Source organism: Streptomyces sp. NPDC050658 (genome assembly GCF_044457025.1).
Taxonomy (GTDB): domain Bacteria; phylum Actinomycetota; class Actinomycetes; order Streptomycetales; family Streptomycetaceae; genus Streptomyces.
The window spans coordinates 258,209-279,258 of record NZ_JBITGM010000006.1 but is presented as its reverse complement, the minus strand read 5'-3'; the positions used below and the strand labels follow the sequence as shown (position 1 = coordinate 279,258).

20 protein-coding genes and 1 tRNA gene are annotated in these 21,050 nt (G+C 70.6%); 13 read left to right on the top strand and 8 right to left on the bottom strand.

Annotation, left to right across the window (positions count from 1 at the left end; all coding sequences use genetic code 11):
* Positions 1–5 precede the first annotated feature (5 nt).
* Genes ACIBKX_RS22570 through ACIBKX_RS22560 form a run of 3 tightly spaced genes read right to left on the bottom strand, consistent with a single transcriptional unit; the run spans position 6 to position 2,793 of the window.
* Entirely contained in the window at positions 6–794 is a 789-nt protein-coding gene (locus ACIBKX_RS22570; RefSeq protein WP_363270270.1) for a TrmH family RNA methyltransferase, read from the bottom strand.
* On the bottom strand, positions 791–2,011 hold the full coding sequence (locus ACIBKX_RS22565) for an HTTM domain-containing protein (protein ID WP_363270271.1): 1,221 nt from the start codon (positions 2,009–2,011) through the stop codon (positions 791–793). Before ACIBKX_RS22565 ends, ACIBKX_RS22570 begins: the two co-directional genes overlap by 4 nt.
* On the bottom strand, positions 2,008–2,793 hold the full coding sequence (locus tag ACIBKX_RS22560; protein WP_363270273.1) for a DUF5819 family protein: 786 nt from the start codon (positions 2,791–2,793) through the stop codon (positions 2,008–2,010). Before ACIBKX_RS22560 ends, ACIBKX_RS22565 begins: the two co-directional genes overlap by 4 nt.
* Before the next feature lie 225 nt (positions 2,794–3,018).
* Here ACIBKX_RS22560 and paaA point away from each other — a divergent pair, with 225 nt between their 5' ends.
* From paaA to ACIBKX_RS22530, 6 genes are all read left to right on the top strand, one after another.
* Positions 3,019–4,017, top strand: a complete 999-nt coding sequence (paaA, locus tag ACIBKX_RS22555) for a 1,2-phenylacetyl-CoA epoxidase subunit PaaA (RefSeq protein ID WP_363270274.1) — start codon at positions 3,019–3,021, stop codon at positions 4,015–4,017.
* Complete coding sequence (gene paaB, locus ACIBKX_RS22550) at positions 4,014–4,304, top strand: 1,2-phenylacetyl-CoA epoxidase subunit PaaB (RefSeq protein ID WP_363270275.1); 291 nt, start codon at positions 4,014–4,016, stop codon at positions 4,302–4,304. The genes paaA and paaB overlap by 4 nt, the downstream gene beginning before the upstream one ends.
* Positions 4,301–5,041 (top strand): 1,2-phenylacetyl-CoA epoxidase subunit PaaC, encoded by a 741-nt coding sequence (gene paaC, locus ACIBKX_RS22545; RefSeq protein ID WP_363270276.1) that lies wholly within the window; start codon positions 4,301–4,303, stop codon positions 5,039–5,041. The genes paaB and paaC overlap by 4 nt, the downstream gene beginning before the upstream one ends.
* On the top strand, positions 5,035–5,550 hold the full coding sequence (gene paaD, locus ACIBKX_RS22540) for a 1,2-phenylacetyl-CoA epoxidase subunit PaaD (RefSeq protein WP_363270277.1): 516 nt from the start codon (positions 5,035–5,037) through the stop codon (positions 5,548–5,550). The genes paaC and paaD overlap by 7 nt, the downstream gene beginning before the upstream one ends.
* Positions 5,550–6,620 carry a 2Fe-2S iron-sulfur cluster-binding protein gene (locus tag ACIBKX_RS22535; protein ID WP_363270278.1) on the top strand — a complete coding sequence of 357 codons (1,071 nt, stop codon included), beginning with the start codon at positions 5,550–5,552 and terminating at the stop codon, positions 6,618–6,620. The genes paaD and ACIBKX_RS22535 overlap by 1 nt, the downstream gene beginning before the upstream one ends.
* Before the next feature lie 161 nt (positions 6,621–6,781).
* The gene (locus ACIBKX_RS22530; RefSeq protein ID WP_363270279.1) at positions 6,782–7,915 is read left to right on the top strand and encodes an acyl-CoA dehydrogenase family protein; all 1,134 of its coding nucleotides are present in this window, start codon (positions 6,782–6,784) and stop codon (positions 7,913–7,915) included.
* 30 nt (positions 7,916–7,945) lie between these two features.
* On the opposite strand, the gene ACIBKX_RS22525 is transcribed toward ACIBKX_RS22530, so the two are convergent.
* From ACIBKX_RS22525 to ACIBKX_RS22510, 4 genes are all read right to left on the bottom strand, one after another.
* A complete protein-coding gene (locus ACIBKX_RS22525) occupies positions 7,946–8,275 on the bottom strand; it encodes a rhodanese-like domain-containing protein (RefSeq protein WP_363270507.1) in 330 nt (109 codons plus the stop codon).
* Positions 8,276–8,489: 214 nt separating this feature from the next.
* Positions 8,490–9,344 (bottom strand): J domain-containing protein, encoded by an 855-nt coding sequence (locus ACIBKX_RS22520; RefSeq protein WP_363270280.1) that lies wholly within the window; start codon positions 9,342–9,344, stop codon positions 8,490–8,492.
* 129 nt (positions 9,345–9,473) lie between these two features.
* Complete coding sequence (locus ACIBKX_RS22515; protein ID WP_363270281.1) at positions 9,474–10,952, bottom strand: DUF2252 domain-containing protein; 1,479 nt, start codon at positions 10,950–10,952, stop codon at positions 9,474–9,476.
* A 193-nt stretch (positions 10,953–11,145) separates the two neighbouring features.
* The gene (locus ACIBKX_RS22510) at positions 11,146–11,652 is read right to left on the bottom strand and encodes a MarR family transcriptional regulator (protein ID WP_363270282.1); all 507 of its coding nucleotides are present in this window, start codon (positions 11,650–11,652) and stop codon (positions 11,146–11,148) included.
* A 251-nt stretch (positions 11,653–11,903) separates the two neighbouring features.
* Here ACIBKX_RS22510 and ACIBKX_RS22505 point away from each other — a divergent pair, with 251 nt between their 5' ends.
* On the top strand, positions 11,904–12,497 hold the full coding sequence (locus ACIBKX_RS22505; protein ID WP_363270283.1) for a malonic semialdehyde reductase: 594 nt from the start codon (positions 11,904–11,906) through the stop codon (positions 12,495–12,497).
* Positions 12,498–12,776: 279 nt separating this feature from the next.
* On the top strand, positions 12,777–14,192 hold the full coding sequence (locus ACIBKX_RS22500) for an MFS transporter (protein ID WP_363270284.1): 1,416 nt from the start codon (positions 12,777–12,779) through the stop codon (positions 14,190–14,192).
* A gap of 180 nt (positions 14,193–14,372) precedes the next feature.
* Here ACIBKX_RS22500 and ACIBKX_RS22495 read toward each other — a convergent pair.
* Positions 14,373–14,459 (bottom strand) — tRNA-Leu (locus ACIBKX_RS22495).
* Between the two features lie 398 nt (positions 14,460–14,857).
* Between ACIBKX_RS22495 and ACIBKX_RS22490 the strand changes: the two genes are divergently transcribed.
* The 5 genes from ACIBKX_RS22490 (at position 14,858) to ACIBKX_RS22470 (ending at position 20,892) form a co-directional block, all read left to right on the top strand.
* Entirely contained in the window at positions 14,858–15,721 is an 864-nt protein-coding gene (locus ACIBKX_RS22490) for a DUF3662 and FHA domain-containing protein (RefSeq protein ID WP_363270285.1), read from the top strand.
* Positions 15,722–15,731: 10 nt separating this feature from the next.
* Entirely contained in the window at positions 15,732–16,253 is a 522-nt protein-coding gene (locus ACIBKX_RS22485) for an FHA domain-containing protein (RefSeq protein WP_363270286.1), read from the top strand.
* 120 nt (positions 16,254–16,373) lie between these two features.
* Positions 16,374–17,984 carry a Stp1/IreP family PP2C-type Ser/Thr phosphatase gene (locus tag ACIBKX_RS22480; protein ID WP_363270287.1) on the top strand — a complete coding sequence of 537 codons (1,611 nt, stop codon included), beginning with the start codon at positions 16,374–16,376 and terminating at the stop codon, positions 17,982–17,984.
* Positions 17,985–18,010: 26 nt separating this feature from the next.
* The gene (locus tag ACIBKX_RS22475) at positions 18,011–19,432 is read left to right on the top strand and encodes an FtsW/RodA/SpoVE family cell cycle protein (protein WP_363270288.1); all 1,422 of its coding nucleotides are present in this window, start codon (positions 18,011–18,013) and stop codon (positions 19,430–19,432) included.
* The gene (locus ACIBKX_RS22470; protein ID WP_363270289.1) at positions 19,429–20,892 is read left to right on the top strand and encodes a penicillin-binding protein 2; all 1,464 of its coding nucleotides are present in this window, start codon (positions 19,429–19,431) and stop codon (positions 20,890–20,892) included. The genes ACIBKX_RS22475 and ACIBKX_RS22470 overlap by 4 nt, the downstream gene beginning before the upstream one ends.
* Positions 20,893–21,050 lie beyond the last annotated feature (158 nt).

Sequence of the window (21,050 nt, the reverse complement as noted above, 5' to 3'; positions counted from 1 at the left end):
CGGGTTCAGGCCTCCGCGCCCGGAGGCCTGCCCGCCGACCAGTGGAAGAGCGTCATGCCGACGCTGGTGGCGAGGTTGTAGCTGGAGACCTGCGGCCGCATCGGCAGGGACACCAGATGGTCCGCGCGGGAGCGCAGCTCCGCCGACAGGCCGCTGCGCTCGGACCCGAACGCCAGCACGGCGTCGTCCGGCAGCTTCAGCCCCCGGATGTCCTCGCCCTCCGCGTCGAGCGCGAACAGCGGCCCGGCGGGCAGTTCGGCCACGTCCACCCTCTCGACGGCCGTCGCGAAGTGCAGGCCGGCACCGCCGCGGACGACAGTGGGGTGCCAGGGGTCGAGCGTCCCGGTCGTGACGACCCCCGTCGCCCCGAACCCGGCGGCGAGCCGGATCACCGCACCGGCGTTGCCCAGATTGCGCGGATCGTCGAGTACGACGACGGGCGCGGTCCTCGGCGTCCGGGCGAGCGCCGCCAAGTTGGCCGCGCGGGACGGCCGTTCGGCGAGCGCGGCCACACCGGTCGGGTGCAGGCGCGGCACGAGCGCCCGCAGAGTGTCGTCGGGAACGGCCACGAGCAGTCCGTCGAGGGCCTCCCGCACATCTGGGGCCAGCTCGTCGGCGAGGGCGAGGACGGCGTCCTTGTCGCTGGTCAGGGCCGCCGGAACGCGCGCGCCGAAGCGCAGCGCGTGCTTGATCGCATGGAAGCCGTCCAGGAGCACGGACGCGTCGGCGAGGCCCCGCCAGACGCCTACGGCACCGCTCGCTTCGCCCGCGTCATCCGCGTACGTCCCTGTCATGAAGGGAAGCCTACGCGCGCGTGCTCGGTGGATTCCGGGGCCGCCGCCTCGGCCGCCTCGCGCTGCGCGGGGACCGTGCCGCCACGGGAGAAAACGGCTCCACGCGCGCGTGCCGCCCAGCCGCCGAGGCGCTTGAGGAACGACGTCGGCAGGAAGACGGCGTCGGCCGCGATCATCGCGAGCGAGAAGAACGGCAGGCCGAGGATGACCGCGATGACCGCGTGCTCGCAGATCATGGCGGCCAGCAGTACGTTCTTGACCCGCCGGTTGAAGAGGGTGAAGGGGAAGGCCACCTGCACGGCGACGGTCCCGTATGTCACCAGCATGATCGCGAGGCCGTGCGAGGCGAGCAGATCGGACAGCGCGGGCCAGGGGGAGAAGGAGTCGAGGCGCAGCGGGTAGTAGACGGCCGTGCCGTCCTGCCAGCGGCTGCCCTGGATCTTGTACCAGCCCGCCGTGGCGTAGATCAGACACGCCTCGACCATGATCACGAGGAGTGCGGCGTTGTGCGTGATCTTGGCGATGACGTCGAGCAGTTGCCGCGCCTCGCCCTCGGGGGCGCGCCGCCCGGCGGCCCACCACAGGCCGTGGGTCAGCCACAGCCCCCAGAAGACCAGCGGCCAGTAGCCCTCGAGCTCCCCCATGAACGTCACCACGGAGAGGCCGAGCCCCAGGACCCACCAGAGCACGGGGCCGACCCGGTCGACGGCGGGCGCGCTCTCCTCCAGAACACCGGCACGCGCGCGTGCCGTGCGCCGCGCGTCCAGGGACCAGACCTGGCCGCAGCGCGTGAAGACCAGATAAGTCGCCATCAGATGGATGACGTTGTCGCCGCCGTCGCCCATGAAGATGGAGCGGTTCTGCAGCGAGAGCACGCCGATCATGAAGAGCACGGACATCGTGCGGGTGCGCCAGCCGAGCAGCAGCAGGGCGCTGCTGAGGACGGCGACGGCGTAGACGATCTCGAACCAGACCTGGCCGTCGGACCACATCAGGGCCGTGAAGGCCTCGTTGTCCGTGATGAGCTGCTGGGCCATGTCCCAGTTCCACGGGCCGTCGGGCCCGTACAGCTCGTGCCGGTGCGGGAATTCGCGCAGCAGGAAGAGCAGCCAGGTGGCGGCGAATCCGATGCGGATCACGGCGGTCTGGTAGGGACCGAGCGCCGATCCCGTCACGTGGGTGACGCCGCGCGAGAGCAATGAGCCGAAGCGATTCATCGGGCGTCCTCCGGGTCATCGGCCAACGGCATGTCCTCGGAGATCACGGACGCCCACGGGAGCCGGCGGAACACGGGCTTGGCGTCGACCTTCTCGTCGCTCCACTCCGGGGCCGGCACATTGGTGGTCCGGGAGCGGAGCTGGACGCGCTCGATGGTCTCGCCCTTGCCCGGAGATTCGGCCCGGTCGACGCGCAGCAGGGCGATGCGGTGGATGTACCGCTCGGAGAGCTGGCCGCGCAGTCCGCTGGGACGATTCTGCGCGTCGTGCGACCCGAGGTAGAAGTCCCAGGCCCTGCGCAGCTCGTTCTGCTGGGTGTGGCTGGGCAGCAGATTGCCGTCGATGGCGGCGCTGTCCTGCGCGGAGAGGTCGTGCCAGCGGGTGGTGCGGGTGGTCCCGTCGGCGCCGCGGATCTCGGCGCGGGCCTGCACCGCGATGTTCTGCTGCATCGGGTTGGGCGCGAAGAGCTTCCAGTTCTGCTCGAACTCGGGGTAGACCCAGTCGTCGATGAACTCGCCGTGCTGCTTGGTCATGGTGTTCGCGGGGGCGACATGCAGGAACAGCACCCCGACGTGGACGCAGGCGGCGACCGCGACGACCACCAGCGCGAGCACGGCGGCGAGCTGAGAGCGGGGGGAGAGTGCGGCGATGCCTACGCGGGGCGGGGCCGGGGCCTGGGCCTGGGCCGGCGGTGGGGGTGAGGGTGGGGGGACTGTGGGGGCCGTCGCGTCGACGGGCGGTGGGGTCGACGGCTCGCCCGCGCTGTTGTCGTTCGCGTCCATGTGGCCCCGACTCCTGATCCCGCACCGTGATGCGCCCGCTGGTCCGCCCGTCCCACGGCTCCCTACCGCCCGCTCCGCACCGGAACGGTACTCACGCCTGCCCGCCGGGCACAGCGTCCGTGAAGTTATCCACAGGGTTGACACCCTATGGCGCCGAGCCGCACCATTGAATTCAACGAACCGAACGATCGGTCGGTAGCGTGCCAAAGGTCTAGGGGGACTGCGATGGCGACAGCAGCCGAGCACCAGACGGCCCGGTCCGAGCCGGACCAAGGCGGGACGGACGCCGCGAGCACCGCGGCGTACGAATCCGCGTTCGACGCCGCGGTGGCCGCGGACGAGCGGATCGAGCCCCGCGACTGGATGCCCGACGCCTATCGCGCATCGCTGGTCAGGCAGATCGCGCAGCACGCGCACTCCGAGATCATCGGCATGCAGCCCGAAGCCAACTGGATCACGCGCGCCCCGTCCCTGCGGCGCAAGGCGATCCTGATGGCCAAGGTGCAGGACGAGGCGGGCCACGGCCTGTATCTGTACAGCGCGGCGGAAACGCTCGGGACGAGCAGGGACGAGCTCCTGGACAAGCTGCACTCGGGCCGCCAGAAGTACTCGTCGATCTTCAACTACCCGACGCTGACCTGGGCCGACGTGGGCGCGATCGGCTGGCTGGTGGACGGCGCCGCGATCACCAACCAAGTCCCCCTGTGCCGCTGTTCGTACGGCCCCTATGCCCGCGCCATGGTGCGCATCTGCAAGGAGGAGTCGTTCCACCAGCGCCAGGGTTACGAGTCTTTGCTCGCCCTCAGCCGCGGCACCGAGGCCCAGCACGAGATGGCGCAGGACGCGGTGAACCGCTGGTGGTGGCCGTCCCTGATGATGTTCGGCCCGCCCGACGACGAGTCGTCGCACTCGGAGCAGTCGATGACCTGGAAGATCAAGCGCCACTCGAACGACGAGCTGCGCCAGCGCTTCGTGGACATCTGCGTCCCCCAGGCGGAGTCGCTCGGACTCACCCTGCCCGACCCGGACCTGTCCTGGAACGAGGAGCGGGGCCACCACGACTTCGGCCCGATCGACTGGACGGAGTTCTGGGCGGTCCTGAAGGGCAACGGCCCTTGCAACGAACAGCGGATCACCCAGCGCAAGAGCGCCCACGACGAGGGCGCGTGGGTGCGTGAGGCAGCAGCGGCGTTCGCCGCCAAGCACGGGGAGGCGAAGGCATGAGCAGCTCGACCGAATGGCCGCTGTGGGAGGTGTTCGTGCGCTCCCGCCGCGGGCTCTCCCACACCCACGCGGGCAGCCTGCACGCACCGGACGCGGAAATGGCCCTGCGCAACGCGCGGGATCTGTACACCCGCAGAAGCGAGGGCGTCTCGATATGGGTCGTGCCCTCCACGGAGATCACGGCCTCCTCGCCCGACGAGAAGGACTCGTTCTTCGAGCCCGCGGGCGACAAGCCCTACCGCCACCCGACCTTCTACGACATCCCGGAGGGGGTGAAGCACCTGTGACCGCGCCCGTTTCCACCCCGGCCGGCGCCACGGCACTCGCCCTGGGCGACGACGCGCTGGTGCTCTCGCACCGCCTCGGCGAATGGGCGGGCCACGCCCCCGTCCTGGAGGAGGAGGTGGCCCTGGCGAACATCGCCCTCGACCTGCTCGGCCAGGCCCGCGTCCTGCTCTCCCTGGCCGGCGACGAGGACGAGCTGGCGTACCTCCGCGAGGAGCGCGCCTTCCGCAACCTCCAGCTGGTGGAGCAGCCGAACGGCGACTTCGCCCACACGATCGCCCGCCAGCTCTACTTCTCCACCTACCAGTCCCTGTTGTACAGCCAGTTGGCGGCCGGCAGCGGCGAGTTCGCCCCGCTGGCGGCGAAAGCCGTCAAGGAGGTCGCCTACCACCAGGACCACGCGGAGCAGTGGACCCTGCGGCTCGGTGACGGGACGGCCGAGAGCCATGAGCGCATGCAGCGCGGCCTTGACGCCCTCTGGCGGTTCACCGGGGAGATGTTCAAGCCGGTGGAAGGCCTCGACGGGGCCGACGGCGTCGACTGGCAGGCGATGCGGGCCAGTTGGACCGAATCCGTGACCGCCGTCATCGAGAAGGCGACACTGACCGTGCCCGCCGGGCCCCAGCAGGGTGCCTGGACGGCGGGCGCCGGCCGCGAAGGCCTGCACACCGAGTCCTTCGGACGGATGCTCGCCGAGATGCAGCACCTGCACCGCAGCCACCCGGGGGCGTCATGGTGAGCACACCCACGGCGCCGGGGGCACCCACCGCCCTGGAGGAAGAACTCCTCGCCCTCGCGGGTTCGGTGCCCGACCCGGAGCTGCCCGTCCTCTCCCTTGCGGAGCTCGGCGTGCTCCGATCCGTCCATGTCCGCGCACCGGGCACGGTCGACGTGGAGCTCACCCCCACCTACACCGGCTGCCCGGCCATAGAGACCATGACCGCCGACATCGAGCAGGTCCTCCACGACCACGGCATGGTGGAGGTCTCGGTGCGCACCGTCCTCTCGCCCGCCTGGTCGACGGACGACATCAGCGCCGAAGGCCGCCGCAAACTGGCCGAGTTCGGCATCGCGCCGCCCCGCCCGCACAGCACCGGCGGCCCGGTCCCGCTCACCCTCTCCGTCCGCTGCCCGCACTGCGGCTCGACCGACACCGAACTGCTCAGCCGCTTCTCGTCGACCGCCTGCAAGGCCCTGCGCCGGTGCGTCACCTGCCGTGAACCGTTCGACCACTTCAAGGAGTTGTGATGGCGCGCTTCCACCAGCTCCGGGTAGCGGCGGTCGACCCGCTCACCGACGACTCCGTGGCCCTGACCTTCGACGTGCCGCAGGACCTGCGCGAGGAGTACCGCTTCGCGGCGGGTCAGCACCTGGCCGTGCGCCGCTTCGCCGACGGCGAGGAAATCCGGCGTACGTACTCGATCTGCGCCCCGGCACCGGACCCCGAGTCCCCCGAAGGCCCCCGGACCCTGCGCGTCGGGGTCCGGCTCGTGGAGGGCGGCGCCTTCTCGACGTACGCCCTGAAGGAAGTGGCCGTGGGCGACGAGCTGGAGGTGATGACACCGGCCGGCCGCTTCACCCTCGACCCGGCACCCGGGCGGTACGCCGCGGTGGTGGGCGGCAGCGGCATCACCCCCGTGCTCTCCATCGTCACGACGCTCCTCGCGCGCGAACCGGAGGCCACGTTCTGCCTCATCCGGAGCGACCGGACCGCCGCGTCGACGATGTTCCTGGAGGAGACGGCCGACCTCAAGGACCGCTGGCCGGACCGGTTCCAGCTGGTCACGGTGCTCTCCCGGGAGGAGCAGCAGTCAGGGCTCGACTCCGGTCGGCTCGACGAGGAGCGGCTCGCCCGGCTGCTGCCCGCGCTGCTGCCCGTCGCGGACGTCGCGGGCTGGTTCCTGTGCGGCCCGCTTGGTCTGGTGCAGGGCGCGGAGAAGACCCTGCGGGGACTCGGTGTGACCCGCCAGCGCATCCACGAGGAGATATTCCACGTGGACGACGGCCTCGCGGCACCGGCCGTCCCGGCCACCGCCCCCTCGCACAGCACGGTGACGGTCACGCTCGACGGCCGTTCCGGCACCTGGCCGGTGCGGGACGGGGAGTCCCTCCTGGACACCGTGCTGCGCAACCGCGCGGACGCGCCGTACGCCTGCAAGGGCGGGGTGTGCGGTACCTGCCGGGCCTTCCGGGTCTCGGGCGAGGTGCGGATGGACCGCAACTTCGCGCTGGAGCCGGAGGAGACGGAGGCGGGCTATGTCCTGGCCTGCCAGTCCCATCCGGCCACGGACACGGTGGAGTTGGACTTCGACCGCTGAGTGGGCCGCGGAGTCGGCCGCCGGGTGTCCGCCGGGTGGTCCGCCGCTGTTCCCTTCCCATAGAACCTGTTCTATCTTGACGACCCGTCAGAAACGACCGAGGCAGGTCGCCGCCAGAATCGACGGCGGGTCGAACGGGCCGGTGCGCGGAGGGACGAGCAGTGGACTTCACCTTCACCGAGGAACAGCAGGCGGCCGTCGAGGCGGCCAAGGCGATCTTCGCCTCCGTCACGCCGGACGGAGTGCCCAGCCCGGCCCTCACACCGGGAGCCGTCGCCGAGGACTTCGACCGCGCGCTATGGGCCAAGCTCGCCGACGCCGACCTGCTGAGCCTGCTCCTCGACCCGGAGTACGGCGGTGCGGGCCTCGACGCCATCGCGCTCTGCCTGGTCCTTCGCGAGTCGGCGAAGGTGCTGGCCCGCGTCCCGCTCCTGGAGAGCAGCGCGGCCGCGTACGCCGTACAGGCTTATGGCAGCGAGGAGTTGAGGCAGCGCGTGCTCACCCCTGCCGCCCGCGGTGAGCTCGTCCTGACCGTCGCGGCGAACGGCCGCACGGGCCACGACCCGGCCGAACTCGCCGTCACCGCACGGCGGGACGGCGCGGCCTGGCTGCTCGACGGCACCCAGACGGCCGTGCCCTGGGCGCAGAACGCGGACCTGCTGGTGGTGCCCGCCCACACGCCCGACGGCAGCTCCGTCCTCGCCCTGGTCCCGCGCACGCACGAGGGCCTCACCCTCGGCGAGCAGTTCTCCACCAGCGGGGAGCGGCTCGGCGAGCTCCGCCTGGACTCCCTACGGATCGGCGCCGCCGATGTGATCGAGGCGGCGGGCGCCTGGGACGGGCTGCGCGATCTGCTCGCCACCGGGACCTGCGCCCTGGCGCTCGGCCTCGGCGAAGGCGTACTGCGGATGACCGGCGAATACACCAGCAAGCGCGAGCAGTTCGGGTTCCCCGTGGCCACCTTCCAGGCGGTGGCGGTGCAGGCGGCCGACCGGTACATCGACCTGCGCGCGATGGAGGTCACCCTCTGGCAGGCCGCCTGGCGCATCAGCACCGGCGCGAGCGGCGCCCTGCCCGCCGCGGGGGACGTGGCCGTGGCGAAGATCTGGGCCTCCGACGGCGTACGGAGGGTGGTGCAGACGGCACAGCATCTGCACGGCGGCTTCGGCTCCGACACCGACTACCCCCTGCACCGCTACCACGCCTGGGCCAAGCAGCTGGAGCTGTCGCTCGGCCCGGCCGCGGCGCACGAGGAAGCGCTGGGCGACCTGCTGGCCGCACACCCCCTGGGCTGAGACCCGCCCCTCCCGGCTACCCCCGGAGGGCTAGATCACGGTGCCCGGCTGACCCTTCCCGTCCACGACGGGCCGGCCCAGGGCCTCCCAGACCTGCATGCCGCCGTCGACGTTCACCGCGTCGATGCCCTGCTCCACGAGGTACATGGCGACCCGCGCCGAGCGTCCGCCGGACCGGCAGATGACGTTGACCTTGCCGTCCTGCGGCGCGGCCTCGGTCAACTCGCCGTAGCGGGAGACGAACTCGCTCATCGGGATGTGCAGCGCACCGGCGGCGTGACCCGCCTGCCACTCCTCGTCCTCGCGGACATCCAGCAGAAAGTCACCGCTCGCGAGATCGTCGACGACGACGGTGGGCACCTGAGAACCGAAAACCATGCCCCCGACGCTACCCGAAGCCCGGCACGCCCAAAGCTCCGCAGGCTCAAAGCCGACGCACTCAAAGCCCCGCAAGCTCTCAGCGCGGCACGCTCAAAGCTCGGGACGCTCTAAGCCCGGCGCACTCAAAGCTCCGCACACCCAAAGCCCGGCACGCTCAAAGCACCGCAGACTCTAAGCCCGGGCGCTCGACCGCCTACGCGGTGAGCCGTGCCAGCTCTGCCTCGCGCTCGGCGACCTGCGCGAGCAGCTGCTCGGCGATCTCGTCGAGCAGCCGGTCCGGGTCGTCCGGCGCCATCCGCAGCATCGAGCCGATCGCGCCCTCCTCCAGCTCCCGGGCCACCACGGCGAGCAGCTCCTTGCGCTGGGCCAGCCACTCGAGCCGCGCGTAGAGCACCTCACTGGGGCTCGGCGCCCGCTCCTCGGGGACGGGCCCGGCGGCCCACTCCTCGGAGAGCTCCCGCAGCAGAGCCTCGTCACCACGGGCGTACGCGGCGTTCACCCGCGTGATGAACTCGTCGCGCCGACTGCGCTCCTGGTCGTCCTGGGCCAGGTCGGGGTGGGCCTTGCGGGCCAGCTCGCGGTAGAGCTTGCGGGCCTCGTCGCTGGGCCGCACCCGCTGCGGGGGCCGCACCGACTGATCGGTCAGCATCGCGGCGGCCTCCGGGTAGAGCCCCTCACCGTCCATCCAGCCGTGGAACAGTTCCTCGACGCCCGGCATCGGCATGACCCGCGCCCGCGCCTCCTCGGCCCTGCGCCGGTCCTCGGGGTCACCGCTGCGGGCCGCCTGCGCCTCGGCGATCTCCGCGTCCAGCTCGTCGAGCCGGGCGTACATCGGACCGAGCTTCTGGTGGTGGAGGCGGGAGAAGTTCTCCACCTCGACCCGGAACGTCTCGACGGCGATCTCGTACTCGATCAGCGCCTGCTCGGCCACCCGGACCGCCTTCTCGAGCCGGTCCTCGGGCCGCCCGCCGGCCTGCTCCGACGCCCCCTCGGGTGTCGCGGGGGCGGGCGTCTCGGGCTGCGTCGGCTCGGTTTCCGGGGTCGTCACCCGACCAGCCTAGGCCACGGGTCGGCGGGACCTGGCCAGGCGGCGACGGCCACCGTCATCCGGCCACTCCGGGGGGCCTCCCCCCTCCCTCCCCCTCCCCGCCCCACCCCCAAGATCACACCCCACCCCTCAAACCCCAGCCTCCGCCGCCACCCGCCCCTCCTTCACCGCACGCACCAGCTCCGCGTGGTCCGCCTCCGTCCGGTCCGCGTACGCCGCCGCGAAGCCGGCCATCGCCTCGTCCAGCTCGTCGTTCTTGCCGGCGTACCCGGCGATCAGCCTCGGGTCGGCGCTGTGCGCGTGGGCGCGGGCGAGCAGCGCCCCGGTCATCCGGCCGTAGTCGTCCAGCTGGTCGGCGGCCAGCGCCGCCGGGTCCACGCTGCCCTTGCGGTTCCTGAACTGCCGTACCTGGAAAGGCCGCCCGGCCACCGTCGTCCAGCCGAGCAGGAAGTCGCTGACCACCTGCATCCGCTTCTGTCCGAGCACCACCCTGCGCCCCTCGTGCTCCACCGCGGGCGCCTCGAAGCCCGCGGTGGCCAGATGCGGGAGCAGCGCGGACGGGCGCGCCTCCTTGACCTGGAGCACCAGCGGCTCGCCCCGGTGGTCGAGCAGCAGCACCACATACGACCGCAGGCCCACGCTGCCCGTGCCCACGACGCGGAACGCCACGTCCTGGATCGCGTACCGCGCGAGCAGCGGCAGCCGGTCCTCCGCCAGCGTGCCCAGATAGCCGCCGAGCGCGGACGCCACCTCGGCGGCCTCCGCGTCGGGTATCCGGCGCAGCACCGGAGGAGCGTCGACGAAGCGCCGCCCCGCGACGCCGCTTCCGTCCTCGACCCGCTCCGTCGACTTCGCGGCGAACCTGGCGCTCGTGTTCTGCCGGGCCTTCTCGGAGACCCGCTCCAGGGTGCCGAGCAGGTCCCGCGCGTCCGTGTGGGAGACGAGTTCCTCGTCCGCGATGGCGTTCCACGCGTCGAGGGACGGCAGCTTCGCCAGCAGCCGCATCGTGCGGCGGTAGGCCCCCACCGCGCCGAAGGCCGCCTCCTCGCAGGCGTCCTCGCTCGCACCCGCCTCGCGCCCCGCGAGCACGAGGGAGGCAGCGAGCCGCTTGACGTCCCACTCCCAGGGGCCGTGGCCCGTCTCGTCGAAGTCGTTCAGGTCGATGACGAGTCCGCCGCGCGCGTCCCCGTACAGACCGAAGTTGGCCGCGTGCGCGTCCCCGCATATCTGGGCGCCGGCCCCGGTCGACGGGGTGCGTGCGAGGTCGTAGGCCATGAGTCCCGCGGAGCCGCGCAGAAAGGCGAAAGGCGTCGCGGCCATCCTGCCGATCCGGATGGGCGTCAGCTCGGGCAGCCGGCTGCGGTTGGACTCCTCCACGGCGGCGACCGGGTCGGGCCGCCCGTCGTCCACGGCGAACTCCCGGTGCGAGGCCCGGCTCACCCGCTCCCGCAGCGCCTTGCCCGCCTGCTTGGGCGAGTCCCGCGAAGGCCACCGGGCGAAGCCCTCGACGTACGGCAGCCGCACCGCGCCGCTCTCCGCCAAGCCCGAGTCCAAGCCCGAGCCCGAGTCCAAGCCCGAGCCAACGCCCAAGTCCAAGCCCAACGCCATCGTCATCGCCCCCGCAAGCCCATGCCCCATGTCCCAGGCGCCGCCCCCACGGACATCGCCTGGCCAAGACGTTACCGCCGCCCGCCGATCGGCGTCAGAGCCTGTGGATAACTACGAAGGATCACCAGAGCCACTCCCGCGAACGCGACCGCGAACACGAACACGACCGCGACCGCGAACGCGACCGCGCCCCTCACTTGATGGACGTGTCCCCCAGAGCCTCCAGCACCGGCCGGAGCCCCTCGGCGGACTTCTCGATCAGCTCGCGGTCCACGTCCGCGAGCAGTCGCGCGTAGTTCGCCAGATGGTCGGCGAAGACGGCGCGGGTGACCTCGTGCCCGTGCTCGGTGAGGTGGATCTTGACGGTGCGCCGGTCCGCCCCGTCGCGCACCCGCTCCACCAGCCCCTTGGCCTCCATCTTGTCGATGCGGTTGGTGATGGTGCCCGAGGACACCATCGACGCCTTGAGGAAGGTTCCGGCGGTGAGGGCGTAGGGGGGACCTGAGCGCTGCAGCGTGGTGAGGACGTCGAACTCACCTGTGTCCAGGCCGTGCCCGGCGGCCGTTGCCTTGACGCTCTTCTCGACCATCACGGCCAGGCGCTGGATGCGCCCGAAGAGCTGCACCGGCCAGAGGTCGTCCGCCACGTCGGGGCGTTCCTTGACCCACTGGCCGATGATCGCGTCCACGGCATCGCTCATCGCCGGCACTCCTCTCGATACGCACTCTCGATACGCATTCTCGGTACGCGCTCTCAGTACGCGCTCTCAGTACGCGCTCTCAGTACGCGTTCTCGATGCGCACCCTCGATGCGCACCCTCCGTACACAGGTTCTCTCGGCAGAGACTCTACCAACATTGATTCTCTTAGATTCGAGATACTTGACTCTGGGAGAGTCGGATGGTCTTATCTCACTATCGAGATTGCCGGAACTGAACGACAGGAGCACCCGATGTCCGCGCTGACCCTGCACCCCGCCGCCCAGGACCTCCTCTTCCGCGAGGCCCGCACCGCCAACACGTTCACCACCGAGCCCGTGACCGATGAGCAGCTCCAGGCGGTCTACGACCTGGTCAAGTACGCGCCCACCGCGTACAACCAGTCCCCGCTGCGGGTGGTCCTGGTCCGCTCCGCCGATGCCCGCGAGCGGCTCGTGGACCTCATGGCCGAGGGCAACCGGCCCAAGACCTCGACGGCCCCGCTGGTCGCGATCCTCGCCGCGGACAACGAGTTCCACGAGGAACTCCCCTCGCTGCTCCCGCACTTCCCCCAGGCCAAGGACCTCTTCTTCGCCGACCGGACGGTCCGGGAAGAGTCCGCACAGCTCAACGCGGCACTTCAGGCCGCCTACTTCATCCTCGGCGTACGCGCGGCGGGGCTGGCCGCAGGCCCGATGACCGGCTTCGACTTCCCCGGCGTACAGAAGGAGTTCCTCGACGACGACCACACCCCGCTGATGGTCGTGAACATAGGCCGCCCGGGCCCCGACGCCTGGTTCCCGCGCTCCCCGCGGCTCGCCTACGAGCAGGTCGTCACCACCATCTGATCCACCCGACTGACCCACCCGGCTGACCCACCCGACTGCCCCACTCGGCCTTGCCCACGCGGCCGACCCGCCCACCGCCAGAGCCCCGGCTCCCAGCCCGCCCGTCTCCAGAGCCCCCCAGCTCCGGGCCCGCCCACCTCCAGCCCTCTGGCTCCGAGCCCACCCCGGCTTCAGCGCCCATACGGCCCCGAGCCCGCCCCGCTCCAGAGCCTCCCCGGCCCCAAGCCCGCCCCGGCTCAAGCGCCCACCGCCGCCCGCCTCACCCCCGGAGCCGCCAGCATGTCTCCGCACGCCCAGACCCGCTCCCGCCCCCGCTCCCGCCCGGCGCAGCCGACCGCACCACCCCCCGCTCCCTCCACGGCCCCCACCCCCACCCCCACCCCCCGGCGCCAAGTCCCCGCCGCCTGGCTGGCGCTGCTGGCCACCCCGGTCGCCGCCAGCGCCAACAGCCCCGTCCTGATCCTTCCCGGGATGGCCGGCTCACTCGGCGTCAGTACGGCCACCGCGACCTGGCTCGTCACGGTCTTCGCCTGGGCCATGGCCGTCGGCACCCCGCTGATGGCTCAGTTGCTGCGCCACCGCGGCCTGGGCAGCACGCTCAGGCTGAGCGCCGGCCTGATCGTGGCCGGCACCGCGGTGCTCGCCGCCGCGCCCTGGCTGCCCCTGGCCATGGCGGGGCGCGCGGCGCAGGCCGTGGGCGGCGCGGGTCTGATCACCGCGGCGATGAGCCTGGCGGGCTCGGTCCGCCGGATGGGCGTGATCACCGCCGGCTTCGGAACGCTGGGGGCGCTCGGCCCGCTGCTCGGCTCGGCGATCGCGGGCGTCGCCTCCTGGCGGGTGTCCCTGGCGGTCGGCGCGGTCGCCCTGCTCGCCGTGCCCGCGGTCATGCGCAGAGCCGACGTGACCGCACCACACCCGACCACCCCGACCACCCCGACCACCCAGGCCACCTCAGCCACCTCAGCCACCCGGAACACCCCGAACACCCCAGCCACCCAGAACACCCAGAACACCCCAACCGCACCACACCCCAGCACCCCAACCACACCCCGCCAAAGCACCCCCTTCGACACCCGAGGCGCCACTCTCCTCGTCCTGACCGCGACAGCCCTGGTGCTCATCCCGCGCTACCCGCTCCCGGCGGTGCTCGCCGCGCTGGTGACGGCCACTCTGCTGGCCCTGCACAGCCGGTCCCACCCCACCGGCTTCGTCCCGGCGGCGCTGCTGCGCACCCGCGCGTTCGTCCTCTCGGCCGCGCTCGCCTGCGCCCTCGCCACCTCATACTTCACCCTGCTCTTCACGGTCCCGCAGCTGCTGCGGGACCGCACCGACTGGTCGTCCGGAACGATCGGCACCGGCCAGCTGGTCGCTCTCCTCGCCGGCTCGGCGCTCTCCATGGCGCTGGCCGCGGCCGCGGCCCGCATGACCCGCCCCCGAGTCCTGACGATCCTGCTCACCGTCGGCGCCCTCGCCCCGCTGACCGCCCTGCTCACCCCGTGGGCGCCGCTGCTCCTGCTGGTCTCGACGCTGGCCGGCGTCGCCACCAGCGCAGGCCAGGCGACGCTCGCCGTCTACGCGACCGCGGCCGCACCGGCCGCACAACGCGCCACCGCGATCGGCCTGTTCAACCTCTGCTACCAGCTCGGCGGCGCCTTCGGCCCGGCCATTGCGGCCACGATCGCACTGGGCGGATGATCGACGACCCGATCCCCCCGCCCCCTCCGAACGACAGTCATCACAGCGACAGGGCCCCAGCCGTGAGATAGCTCACTGCCAGGGCCCTGCTCCTCGTGAGACAGCTCGACCGCCTGCCGCCCCACATACGAGAAGCGGGCCCCCACCAGAACTTTCGTCCTGATGGAGACCCGCTCCACATGGTGCGCGAGGGGGGAGTTGAACCCCCACGCCCTTTCGGGCACTGGAACCTGAATCCAGCGCGTCTGCCTATTCCGCCACCCGCGCATGGGTGTTGTCTTTGGGTCTCTCACTGTGTGGTGCGAGCGCCTGCCGACATCCAGAAGATTAGCACGCTGCGGAGGGTGGATTCACATCCGTATTCGGGGGCACCTGCCCTGGTGGTCCGGAGGACCGCCGCCCGGCGGTCCGACTTCCGCCGGACCCGGACATGGTCCGCGGCCGGGTGCGGGACACTGGTTTGAGGCCCCCTCTACGATCCCTGGCAGAGGGGTCCGGAAGGATCTCGACAAGGGGTCCGGAAGGATCGCTGGACCCTGGTGCGGGCATGTCTTGTGAGAGGCGACACTCGTCGTCAGGGCGGACAGGGGGAACCAGCCGATTTCCCGGCGCGTGGATACGATCAGTAAGCAGTACCAGGATGACTACGACGGAGGAGGTGCCCCATGGGAGTCATGAAGAAGTTCGAGCAGCGACTCGAAGGTCTGGTCAACGGCACCTTCGCCAAGGTGTTCAAGTCCGAGGTCCAGCCCGTCGAGATCGCCGGCGCCCTGCAGCGCGAGTGCGACAACAACGCGACGATCTGGAACCGCGAGCGGACGGTCGTCCCCAATGACTTCATCGTGGAGCTCAGCGCGCCCGACTTCGAGCGCCTGAGCCCCTACTCCGGGCAGCTCGGCGACGAGCTCTCCGGCATGGTGCGCGAGTACGCCAAGCAGCAGCGCTACAGCTTCATGGGCCCCATCAAGGTCCACCTGGAGAAGGCGGAAGACCTCGACACGGGTCTGTACCGAGTGCGCAGCCGCACACTCGCGTCCAGCACGTCGCAGACCCCCGAGCGTGCTCCCGCCGCGCCCGCCGCGCCCGCGGACCGCAGACCCCCGGCAGGCGGTGGCTACGGCTACCCGCAGCAGCCCTCCAGCGCACCCCCCATGCCCGCGGCGCCGCCCCCCGGCGGCCGTCCCGGCGGGCCCGCGCCGGTACCGAACCGCCCGCAGGGGCCCGGTGCCGGACCGCTTCCGGGTGCGCAGGTGCGGCGCTGGATCGAGATCAACGGCAATCGCCATCAGATCTCCCGCCCGACGCTGGTGCTGGGTCGCAGCACCGACGCCGATGTGCGGATCGACGACCCCGGCGTATCGCGCCGGCACTGTGAGATCCGGACCGGAACGCCCTCGACGATCCAGGATCTCGGGTCTACCAACGGCATCGTGGTAGACGGGCAGCACACCACCCGCGCTACGCTCCGCGACGGCTCGCGGATCGTCGTGGGCCAAACCACCATCGTTTACCGGCAAGCCGAAGGGTGAAGCGGGGGCAATGTCAGAGCTGACCCTGACGGTCATGCGGCTGGGTTTCCTAGCCGTTCTGTGGCTGTTCGTGATCGTGGCCGTCCAGGTCATCCGCAGCGACCTGTTCGGTACGCGCGTCACCCAGCGTGGCTCGCGCCGTGAGAGCGGGCGGTCCCAGCAGGCCGCACGCCAGCAACAGCAGGCCACGCCGCCCGCCCAGCGCCAGCAGCAGGGCGGTGGCAGGCAGCGCCGTGGCGCCCCCAGCAAGCTGGTCGTCTCCGAAGGCATCCTGGCGGGCACGACGGTCGCCCTGCAGGGCCAGACGATCACGCTGGGCCGGGCGCACGATTCGACGATCGTCCTGGACGACGACTACGCCTCCAGCAGGCATGCCAGGATCTACCCGGACCGTGACGGCCAGTGGATCGTCGAGGATCTCGGGTCCACCAACGGCACGTATCTCGACCGGACCCGACTCACCACCCCGACGCCCGTTCCGCTGGGCGCGCCGATCCGCATCGGCAAGACCGTCATCGAGCTGCGGAAGTAGTACGACAATGAGCGAGCGGAGCGAGCGAGCCGACGCGGTCCACACACTGGACGCCAGCGCGCTCCCGACCGGAGGGTGGGCACCGTGCGGATGTACCCGGAGCCGACGGGCGAGGTGCGCATGAGTCTGTCTTTGCGCTTCGCCGCCGGATCGCACAAAGGCATGATCCGGGAGGGGAACGAGGACTCCGGTTACGCCGGTCCGCGTCTCCTCGCGATCGCCGACGGCATGGGGGGTCAGGCCGCGGGCGAGGTCGCGAGCTCCGAGGTGATCTCGACGCTCGTCACCCTCGACGACGACGTACCGGGATCGGACATCCTGACGTCGCTCGGCACGGCCGTGCAGCGCGCCAACGACCAGTTGCGCCTGATGGTCGAGGAGGACCCCCAGCTCGAGGGCATGGGGACGACCCTGACCGCCCTGCTGTGGACGGGGCAGCGCCTCGGCCTCGTGCACGTCGGTGACTCACGGGCGTACCTCCTCCGGGACGGCGTCCTCACGCAGATCACGCAGGACCACACCTGGGTGCAGCGTCTTGTCGACGAGGGCCGGATCACCGAAGAGGAGGCCACCACCCACCCGCAGCGCTCCTTGCTGATGCGCGCGCTTGGCAGTGGTGAGCACGTCGAACCGGACCTCTCCATCCGGGAAGTCCGCGCCGGCGACCGGTACTTGATCTGTTCGGACGGTCTCTCCGGAGTCGTCTCGCACCAGACCATGGAGGACACTCTCGCCTCCTACCAGGGCCCCCAGGAGACCGTGCAGGAGCTGATCCAGCTCGCGCTGCGCGGCGGCGGCCCCGACAACATCACGGTGATCGTCGCCGACGTCCTGGACATCGACAGCGGCGACACCCTCGCGGGACAGCTCTCCGACACCCCCGTGGTCGTCGGCGCCGTCGCCGAGAACCAGCTGCAGGCCCAGGACGGCGACGCCATGCAGACGCCTGCGGGCCGCGCGTCCGGCCTCGGCCGTCCGGTGCCGCCGCAGCCCTCCGGAGGCGGCTTCGGGCCGCCCGGGAGCGGTGACACGACGGGTTACGTTCCCGAAGGGAACTTCGGCGCTTTCAGCGACGAGGACTTCGTGAAGCCCGGCGGCGGCCGCAAGTGGCTCAAGAGATCCCTCTACACGGCACTCGCGCTCGCGGTCATCGGAGGCGGCCTCTACGGAGGCTATCGATGGACGCAGACGCAGTACTACGTAGGCACCAAGGACGAGCACGTCGCGCTCTACCGCGGCATCGACCAGGACCTGGCCTGGGTCAGCCTGTCGAAGGTCGAGAAGGACCACCCCGAGATCGAACTCAAGTACCTGCCGCCGTACCAGCGCAAGCAGGTCGAGGCGACCATCGCCGAGGGCAACCTCGACGACGCCCAGAGCAAGATCGAGGAGCTGGGCCTGCAGGCCTCCGCGTGCGAGAAGGACGCCAAGCGCCGCGAGGCCGAGCGGGAGAACGCCAAGCCGGGCGAGGGCGAGGCGGGCGGCGCGACCGGCCTGGCCGCCAAGGCGACCACCGCTCCCACCGCCGACCCGACCGACCCGGCGGACAAGAACGGCACGACCGGATCGACCGGATCGACCGGATCGACCGGATCGACTGGTTCGACCGACAAGAACGACAAGAACGACTCGACCGACAAGAACAAGTCCAAGACCGCACCGACTCCCACACCCGGCCCCAGCCTCTCCGAGGATGAGCAGAAGCTGGTCCCGCTGTGCGGTAAGCAGTAAGCAGCCGTTGGGGGCCTTTGCACACCATGAGCAGTAGCACTACACACACGTCGACCATCGGCGCGATCGGTGCGCCGAGCAGGCGCAACACCGAGCTCGCGCTCCTCGCGTTCGCCGTCGTCATTCCGCTGTTCGCCTACATCAACGTAGGCCTGGCGATCGACGGCGAACTGCCCTCCGGCATGCTCGGGTACGGCTGCGGTCTCGGCCTGCTCGCGGCGGTCGGCCACATCGTGGTGCGCAGGTTCGCCCCGTACGCGGACCCGCTGCTGCTGCCGCTCGCGACGCTGCTCAACGGCCTCGGTCTCGTCGTCATCTGGCGCCTTGACCAGTCGGAGAAGCTGCAGCAGCTGGCGAAGGCCGCGACCGGCACGTTCAACCCCTCCGCGCCCAAGCAGCTGATGTATTCGGCCATCGGCATCGCGCTGCTTGTCGCCGTACTGCTCGTGCTGAAGGACCACCGCGTCCTGCAGCGCTACACGTACATCTCCATGGTGGTCTCGCTGGTCCTGCTGCTGCTGCCGCTCGTGCCGGGCCTCGGCATGAACGTCTTCGGCGCCAAGATCTGGATCTCCGTCGGCGGGTTCTCCATCCAGCCCGGTGAGTTCGCGAAGATCGTCATCGCGATCTTCTTCGCCGGCTATCTGATGGTGAAGCGCGACGCGCTCGCGCTGGCCAGCCGCCGCTTCATGGGCCTCTACCTGCCGCGCGGCCGTGACCTCGGTCCGATCGTCGTGGTCTGGGCGATGTCGATCCTCATCCTGATCTTCGAGACCGACCTCGGTACGTCGCTGCTGTTCTTCGGCATGTTCGTCGTGATGCTGTACGTCGCCACCGAGCGCACCAGCTGGATCGTCTTCGGTCTCCTGATGTCCTCCGTGGGTGCCGTGGGTGTGGCCACCTTCGAGCCGCACGTGAAGCAGCGCGTCGACGGCTGGCTGAACCCGTTCTCCGACACCGTCCTCGCACAGAGCGACCAGATCGCCCAGTCGATGATGGCGTTCGGCTCCGGCGGTGTGCTCGGCACCGGCCTCGGCCAGGGTCACTCCGACCTGATCGGCTTCGCCGCCAACTCCGACTTCATCCTCGCCACCTTCGGCGAGGAGCTGGGTCTCGCCGGCGTCATGGCGATCCTGCTGATCTACGGTCTGATCGTGGAGCGCGGTGTGCGCACCGCCCTCGCCGCCCGTGACCCGTTCGGCAAGCTCCTGGCGATCGGCCTGTCCGGCGCCTTCGCCATCCAGGTGTTCGTGGTCTCCGGCGGCGTCATGGGCCTGATCCCGCTGACCGGTATGACCATGCCGTTCCTCGCGAACGGCGGTTCCTCCGTGATCGCCAACTGGGCCCTCGTCGGCATCCTGATCCGCATCAGCGACACCGCACGACGCCCCGCGCCGGCGCCCGCCCCCAACCCCGACGCCGAGATGACGCAGGTGGTCCGACCGTGAACAAGCCCCTGCGCCGGATCGCGATCTTCTGCGGGCTTCTCATCCTCGCCCTGCTCGCCCGGGACAACTGGCTCCAGTACGTGCAGGCCAACTCCCTGGCCGAGCACGAGCTGAACCGCCGCGTCCCCATCGAGCGGTACGCCCAGCCGCGCGGCGACATCATCGTCGACGGCAAGGCGATCACCGGGTCCAAGGAGACCAACGGCGACGACTTCAAGTACAAGAGGACGTACAAGAACGGGCCCATGTGGTCCCCCGTCACCGGCTTCGCCTCGCAGCGCATCGGTGCCACGCAGATCGAGTCCCTCGAGGACGGCATCCTCACCGGCAACGACGACCGGCTCTTCTTCACCCGCAGCCTGGACATGATCACGGGCAAGAAGAAGGAGGGCGGCAACGCCGTCACGACCCTCAACGCCGCCGCGCAGAAGGCCGCGTACGACGGTCTGAAGGGCCGCGGCAAGGGTGCCGTCGCCGCGATCGACCCGTCCACGGGCGCGATCCTGGCCCTGGCCTCCGCTCCTTCGTACGACCCCTCGGACTTCGCGGGCAACACGAACAAGGAGGCCGAGCTCTTCCAGAAGCTGGACAAGGACAAAGACCAGCCGATGCTCAACCGCGCGCTGCGCGAGACGTACCCGCCCGGCTCCACCTTCAAGGCGGTCACCGCGGCCGCCGCCCTGGAGCACGGTCTGTACGACGACATCGACGCCCCGACCAAGTCCCCGCTGCCCTGGACGATGCCCAATACGCAGACCGAGCTGAAGAACGAGGGCAACATCCCCTGCAAGAACGCCTCCCTGCGTGAGGCGCTGCGGGTGTCCTGCAACACCGTCTTCGGCAAGATCGGCTCGGACCTCGGCAAGGACGACATGCGGGAGACGGCCGAGAAGTTCGGCTTCAACTCCGAGCAGTTCACCCCGGTCCGCTCGAACGCCTCCGTCTTCCCCAAGGAGATGGACAAGCCGCAGACCGCGCTCTCCTCCATCGGCCAGTTCGAGACGGCCGCGACGCCGCTGCAGATGGCCATGGTCGCCTCGGCCATCGCCAACGACGGCAAGCTGATGGAGCCGTACATGGTCAGCGAGCTGCAGGCGCCGAACCTCGACGTGATCGAGAAGCACTCGCCCAAGGAGATGAGCCGTCCGCTGTCCGAGGAGAACGCGCAGAAGCTCCAGGACATGATGCAGACGGTCGTCAACGAAGGCACCGGCAGCAACGCCAAGATCCCCGGCGTCACCGTCGGCGGCAAGACGGGTACGGCCCAGCACGGCGTCGCGAACAGCGAGAACCCCTACGCGTGGTTCATCAGCTACGCCAAGACCGACTCCGGTTCGCCGGTGGCCGTCGCCGTGGTCGTCGAGGACAGCGACGCGAGCCGCGACGACATCTCCGGTGGTGGCCTGGCCGCCCCCATCGCCAAGGACGTGATGCAGGCGGTTCTCGACAGCAAGAAGTGACCCCCGTCACGGCCTCTTCACATCAGTGCACGTTGCGATACCGGTCCTGTATCGGGTGACGGTCGCGGCCGGGTCACGTAAGGCGAGCCGGGTACGGTATGCCCGGACAGCACACCGCCGGACCACACAAGGGTGCGGTCGGGACTGACGGAGAGGGC

What these genes read in the sequence shown, in the direction of transcription:
- ACIBKX_RS22570 (WP_363270270.1), bottom strand. Translation starts at nt 794, where the DNA reads ATGACAGGGACGTACGCGGATGACGCGGGCGAAGCGAGCGGTGCCGTA.
- ACIBKX_RS22565 (WP_363270271.1), bottom strand. Translation starts at nt 2,011, where the DNA reads ATGAATCGCTTCGGCTCATTGCTCTCGCGCGGCGTCACCCACGTGACG.
- ACIBKX_RS22560 (WP_363270273.1), bottom strand. Translation starts at nt 2,793, where the DNA reads ATGGACGCGAACGACAACAGCGCGGGCGAGCCGTCGACCCCACCGCCC.
- paaA (WP_363270274.1), top strand. Translation starts at nt 3,019, where the DNA reads ATGGCGACAGCAGCCGAGCACCAGACGGCCCGGTCCGAGCCGGACCAA.
- paaB (WP_363270275.1), top strand. Translation starts at nt 4,014, where the DNA reads ATGAGCAGCTCGACCGAATGGCCGCTGTGGGAGGTGTTCGTGCGCTCC.
- paaD (WP_363270277.1), top strand. Translation starts at nt 5,035, where the DNA reads ATGGTGAGCACACCCACGGCGCCGGGGGCACCCACCGCCCTGGAGGAA.
- ACIBKX_RS22535 (WP_363270278.1), top strand. Translation starts at nt 5,550, where the DNA reads ATGGCGCGCTTCCACCAGCTCCGGGTAGCGGCGGTCGACCCGCTCACC.
- ACIBKX_RS22515 (WP_363270281.1), bottom strand. Translation starts at nt 10,952, where the DNA reads ATGGCGTTGGGCTTGGACTTGGGCGTTGGCTCGGGCTTGGACTCGGGC.
- ACIBKX_RS22510 (WP_363270282.1), bottom strand. Translation starts at nt 11,652, where the DNA reads ATGAGCGATGCCGTGGACGCGATCATCGGCCAGTGGGTCAAGGAACGC.
- ACIBKX_RS22505 (WP_363270283.1), top strand. Translation starts at nt 11,904, where the DNA reads ATGTCCGCGCTGACCCTGCACCCCGCCGCCCAGGACCTCCTCTTCCGC.
- ACIBKX_RS22500 (WP_363270284.1), top strand. Translation starts at nt 12,777, where the DNA reads ATGTCTCCGCACGCCCAGACCCGCTCCCGCCCCCGCTCCCGCCCGGCG.
- ACIBKX_RS22490 (WP_363270285.1), top strand. Translation starts at nt 14,858, where the DNA reads ATGGGAGTCATGAAGAAGTTCGAGCAGCGACTCGAAGGTCTGGTCAAC.
- ACIBKX_RS22485 (WP_363270286.1), top strand. Translation starts at nt 15,732, where the DNA reads ATGTCAGAGCTGACCCTGACGGTCATGCGGCTGGGTTTCCTAGCCGTT.
- ACIBKX_RS22480 (WP_363270287.1), top strand. Translation starts at nt 16,374, where the DNA reads ATGAGTCTGTCTTTGCGCTTCGCCGCCGGATCGCACAAAGGCATGATC.
- ACIBKX_RS22475 (WP_363270288.1), top strand. Translation starts at nt 18,011, where the DNA reads ATGAGCAGTAGCACTACACACACGTCGACCATCGGCGCGATCGGTGCG.